3 protein-coding genes and 1 pseudogene are annotated in these 2,281 nt (G+C 28.1%); 3 read left to right on the top strand and 1 reads right to left on the bottom strand.

Translation table 11 applies throughout. The annotated features are described in order from the left end of the window. A partial coding sequence (locus ACI3VO_RS02325) for a hypothetical protein (RefSeq protein ID WP_439756363.1) occupies nt 1-245 on the bottom strand: 245 nt, incomplete at its 3' end. A gap of 86 nt (nt 246-331) precedes the next feature. Between ACI3VO_RS02325 and ACI3VO_RS02320 the strand changes: the two genes are divergently transcribed. From ACI3VO_RS02320 to ACI3VO_RS02310, 3 genes and pseudogenes are all read left to right on the top strand, one after another. Continuing rightward, the gene (locus ACI3VO_RS02320; protein WP_439756362.1) at nt 332-1,057 is read left to right on the top strand and encodes a YkgJ family cysteine cluster protein; all 726 of its coding nucleotides are present in this window, start codon (nt 332-334) and stop codon (nt 1,055-1,057) included. A 50-nt stretch (nt 1,058-1,107) separates the two neighbouring features. Beyond that, nucleotides 1,108-2,019 (top strand): MBL fold metallo-hydrolase, encoded by a 912-nt coding sequence (locus tag ACI3VO_RS02315; RefSeq protein WP_439756361.1) that lies wholly within the window; start codon nt 1,108-1,110, stop codon nt 2,017-2,019. Between the two features lie 52 nt (nt 2,020-2,071). After that, nucleotides 2,072-2,281, top strand: a pseudogene (locus ACI3VO_RS02310) (GTP pyrophosphokinase); the annotation flags it as partial.

The raw sequence follows: 2,281 nt of genomic DNA, 5'->3' as shown, positions 1-2,281 counted from the left end.
TTTGGATTTATAAAAGATGCACCTAAGTATTTTTTTATATCTTCATCAGAAGAAAAATCGTCTAGTAATATTTCTCTATCAGAGTCTTCAAGTATTACTAAAACCTCGCAATTTCCTTTTAAAAATGCTTTTCTAACAGTTTCTTCTTTAACTTCTCTTACTTTAGTAAATCCTTTTTTAGTTTTTTCAAAATCCTTAGTAAAATAACTTTCCATCATGTTAATAATTTTAGTATATCTATTCATTTCGTTACCTCCTGATATTTATAGTCAAAAATATGTTATAATAAGTTTTTGTATTAACGAAATAATTATAACAAGAGGAGAATATTATGGCTAGTATAAAAAAATCTCAAATACTAGAAAGTATAGAATTTTGCGAGCAAAAAGGATACTTTAAGAAATTAAATGATATATATTCTAAATTGCCAAAGGGTGATTGCAGTGGATGTGGAAATTGCTGTATGGAGTCTGTAGGTATAAATTTAATAGAGTTTTTAAATATATACAAGCATTTAATGAGTAAGCAAGAGCTTAGAAGAGCTTCTATTGATAGAATAATTGATTATTATTTTTTAGAGCTATTAAAGAAGAATTCATGCCCTTTTAAGGATTATAACAACAGATGTTTGATATATGAGGTTAGACCGCTTAATTGTAGGTTATTTGGGCATTGGAAGAAGGATGATTATAATAAGAATCTACAGAGAGTAATTAAGCAAAATATGGAATATAAAGATGCTTTAAAAGATATGTACGGTATAGATATAAGCGAAGAGGTTCTTAATTTTTCTATAAAATACTGTGAAAAGTTTAAGCCCGAATTAGATTATTTATCTAAACAAAGTAGACTGAGCTTTTCAGATGAAGTAGTGAGCTTGGATTCTAGAATTCTAGGTAGTGGACTTATCGATATTGATTATAGAGATAGAGGAGTAGTCGAGTATTTTATAGAGTATCTGATGAATTCTGATTTTGCGTATAAGGTTAAAATTAGGATAACTAAAGAGAATAATATAAAAGTAGTAGATAGAATCAAAAAAATTTACATGTTATAATAGAAAAAGAGCCTTAAAAAGACTGAAATTTTACAAGGGGTGTAGTTTTTATGAAATTACAAGAGGTTTTTGGAAATACATATTTTGTAAAAGGTGGAACTAATACAGGTGTGTATTTGTTTGAAAATAACGATGCATTGTTAATAGACCCTGGACTTAGCGGTCTAAGACCTAAAAAAATGCTCGAGATGTTTGAAAATGAGAAAATAAGATTAAAATATATTATAAATACGCATGAGCATGAGGATCACTACGGTGGATGTTCTCAGCTAAAATCGAGCGATGGAGACATTGAGATTTTTGCTTCAGAGGATGCAAAGCTATTTATAGAAAGACCAGATCTATTTTCGAATTTTATTTTAGGTGGAAGAAGTAATAAATTCCTTATTGCAAAGCTTTCACATAGAAAAAACGAAAGCGTACTGATTGATAAAACGATAAGTGAAGGTAATCTAAACATAGCAGGAGAAGATTTTGAGGTTATTAGCTTAAAGGGACATACTCCTGGAAGTGTAGGAATACTAACGAAGGACAGAGTTTTATTCGCAGGAGATTTGTTGATAGGTGAAGAAACCTTAAGTAAATACGACTTTTTATTTTTACAGGATGTAAATGAATATTTAAATTCTTTAAATACAGTCCAATTATTAGATTTCGATTATTTAGTATTAGCTCACGGCAAATATGTTTTAGATAAGCATGATGCGATTATTTCAATAAGAAAACATCGAGAAGCTGTACATAAGTATCTAAATCAAATAAGAGAAAATCTTAAAACTCCTATGAATATAGAGACTTTACTTAAGAAAATAATAAAAGAAAATAATTTAACCTATAATTATAAAGAATACTACTTCTTTAGAACGTCATTAGTATCTTTTATTAGCTATTTAGCAGATTTAGATGAAATAGATTATGAATTAAAGGATTCAGATTTGCTTTACTATACAAAAACAAAATAAATTATGGTAAAATAGTTGTGGTTGTTAAATTATTGGACGAAGGGTGAATAATATGAATTACGAAAAATGGGATGAAATATTAGCTCCTTACCAGCATGCAGTTGAAGAACTTAAAGTAAAATTTAAAAATATAAGAAAAGAATTTTTAACTAAGGGTGAGTATTCTCCTATTGAGTTTGTTACGGGGAGAACTAAAAAGATTTCCTCTATAATATCTAAAGCAAACAGATTAGATGTTAACGATATAGAAGGAAATATAGAT

Origin of the sequence: Intestinibacter sp. (assembly GCF_051866655.1) — a bacterium.
Taxonomy (GTDB): domain Bacteria; phylum Bacillota; class Clostridia; order Peptostreptococcales; family Peptostreptococcaceae; genus Intestinibacter.
This window is presented reverse-complemented; position numbering and strand designations above follow the sequence as displayed.

Coding starts and splice junctions, on each gene's coding strand:
- ACI3VO_RS02320 (WP_439756362.1), top strand. CDS start 332: ATGGCTAGTATAAAAAAATCTCAAATACTAGAAAGTATAGAATTTTGC.
- ACI3VO_RS02315 (WP_439756361.1), top strand. CDS start 1,108: ATGAAATTACAAGAGGTTTTTGGAAATACATATTTTGTAAAAGGTGGA.